Below are 2,328 nucleotides of genomic sequence, written 5' to 3'. Positions count from 1 at the left end.
TGGCATTAGGAAACTTGTGGAAAAGAATGATGCCCTAAAATTTGTTTACAGAAGGGTGTCTAGATATGGAGATCGCGGGTTTGGTTGGAATAGTTTCCGTAGCATTGTAAATGAAGATTGGATTATGAATATATCTAATTTTCTATCTAGTGAGCTATGGGATCATTCGGTGCTCAATAAGGCAGCAATGTATAATGGCGCATCAAATATGTATCCTCTTTTTGATATGGTTTCAAAAGCCATAACTTTAAACTATATTATTTCTGAGCATTAAATATTTAGCGACCTATCATTTAATTATTGATCGGTTTAAGTTTATTTTGCTATAAGTGCCCGGCTTTCTATTATTTTTTCATATAAATATTGAGGTACGGTATTAGTAGAAAGTTTAACTAATTTTTTTGTGATCTATCTACAAAATATCTTAATGCCGGGCGATTAATTTCTTAAAGTTAACGTTGCTTAGATTCAAATTTTGATTTTTTTGAGCTAACCTGAAATATGGATACACCGCCTTCGTCAAGGGAAGTCTTACGACATGATTCTAGAGGTTGAGCGCGCTCCGCGGAGTGCATTTCCCGTATTAGCCTGGGTGGCGAAGTTCGAGTCGGGCAGATCTGACTTTTTGACCGTCTGGTGTGGTGAGTTAGTAGAGAGCGGCTCGGACTTTCTTGTCGAAGGCGTGTGGCCTGGTTCTTTTGAAGACAGAGATTACGATACGTCCGAACTTTTTTTTGGGAGTGGGCTACGCATGGTTGGAGATGTCGCCCGCTTTGTTAGTTCATGCTCAACAGTTGATCGTCTCTGGTGCCATAGCTACGATGGTGATATCACGATATCTAACTCCCTGCCTTGTTTGCTGAGCACGGCAAAAGTCGATTTGGTTCGAGATGATAACAGTTACGCCAAAGCGGTTGAGACTGTCGTTAAAGGGCGAGACTACCAAAAGACGTTTGCGGTGAGCCGGGGACAATTGACAGTTCACTATTTCCAAAATCTCGAATTATGTGAAGGAACAGTTACCGTCGTCGAAAAAGAGAAGCGAATTGCCCCTTTCCTTACCTTTGATGACTATTCTGAGTTTTTGTTTGGAAGCGCCCAAATGATCGGGGCCAACGCAAGAGACCCTGCAAGGAGTTGGCCTGTAAGCGTTTTGAGCACCATTTCTAGGGGCTATGATAGTCCTGTGGCTTCCTTGCTTGCCAAGCGAGCAGGTGCAGCGAAAGCGTTAACCATTACCTCCGCCCGAAGCATTATTCCTCGTGAAGATTCCGGAGCAAAGATCGCTGCACAAATTGGTTTGTTCTGCGAAGAGTATTCCAGCGGCCGAAAAAATTTCCGTGATGAGCTTTGGTATTGGGCTGCCAATGGAAGCCTTCAGGACATGAACTTTTCTGTATTCGATTACCCGCCGGGGCCGTCTGTGATGTTCACGGGATTTAATGGCGATATGGTTTGGTCGAGGAGTGGCGGGGCTGCACCAAAGGACTATCTCAAGCGAAAGGATTCTACTGGGCTCGGTTTTTGTGAGCATAGGTTGGTGAAAGGCGTTATCCACTGTCCCGTTCCATTCTGGGGTATTCGGCACATTGCAGATATCAAAAGAATTAGTGAGGCCGATGAAATGAAGCCGTGGAGCCTTGGCGGTGACTATGACAGGCCTGTGCCTCGCCGAATTGCTGAAGATGCGGGCATCCCTAGGGCGTTATTCGGGCAGAAGAAGAGTGCCACAACGGTTGACGAGTTGTTGTTAATGCCGATAGGTCATGATCTTGTGGGTGAATACCAAAACTTTCTAAGTCTTCATCACGATAACCTGTATACCGTCCGCTTGCTGTATACATTAAGGGGGCTGGTAGATTTCTGGAGAAGCGTATTTCGGCAGAGGTTTCTGGATTTTTTTGCCCATAATGCCAAGTTTAGGAATAGACCTCGAACGTTCCAGTGGGAGAACTACCTCTTCCCTTGGGCAAATCAATCGTTAAAACCTAGCTATATGTTGGATAAGGATGCCAATGAGTAATCTAAAGGATTGGTTTTTATAAATATACTGTTTACCAATTTGGTGACTAATATGAAAAAGATACTAGCCTTCTCGATAGCATTGTCTACTTTAGGTGCATCATCGGCTCAAGGGTCCACTCTTATAGAAGATGGTTTTGAATCTGGAGATTTCTCAACTAATTCGATGCAGAATGGAGACAGTTTCAGGTGGAGCGCTTCCAATGTGTCAGTGTCGAACGTGACTTCCAGGAGTGGTAGTAACTCAGCCCAGTTCATATTCGGTCCGGACCCTGATGGTGAAGACTCTTGGAGGGAGCTTGGTTT

3 protein-coding genes are annotated in these 2,328 nt (G+C 44.2%); all 3 read left to right on the top strand.

Annotation, left to right across the window (positions count from 1 at the left end):
- Positions 1-274, top strand: a 274-nt coding sequence (locus ABJF11_RS20595) for a hypothetical protein (protein WP_348122185.1), incomplete at its 5' end; no start/stop codon positions are given.
- A 318-nt stretch (positions 275-592) separates the two neighbouring features.
- Complete coding sequence (locus ABJF11_RS20590; RefSeq protein ID WP_348122183.1) at positions 593-2,023, top strand: hypothetical protein; 1,431 nt, start codon at positions 593-595, stop codon at positions 2,021-2,023.
- Positions 2,024-2,074: 51 nt separating this feature from the next.
- On the top strand, positions 2,075-2,328 hold a 254-nt coding region (locus tag ABJF11_RS20585), incomplete at its 3' end, for a hypothetical protein (RefSeq protein WP_348122182.1).

It is taken from the genome of Reichenbachiella sp. (genome assembly GCF_039941815.1).
Lineage (GTDB): Bacteria > Bacteroidota > Bacteroidia > Cytophagales > Cyclobacteriaceae > Reichenbachiella.
This window is presented reverse-complemented; position numbering and strand designations above follow the sequence as displayed.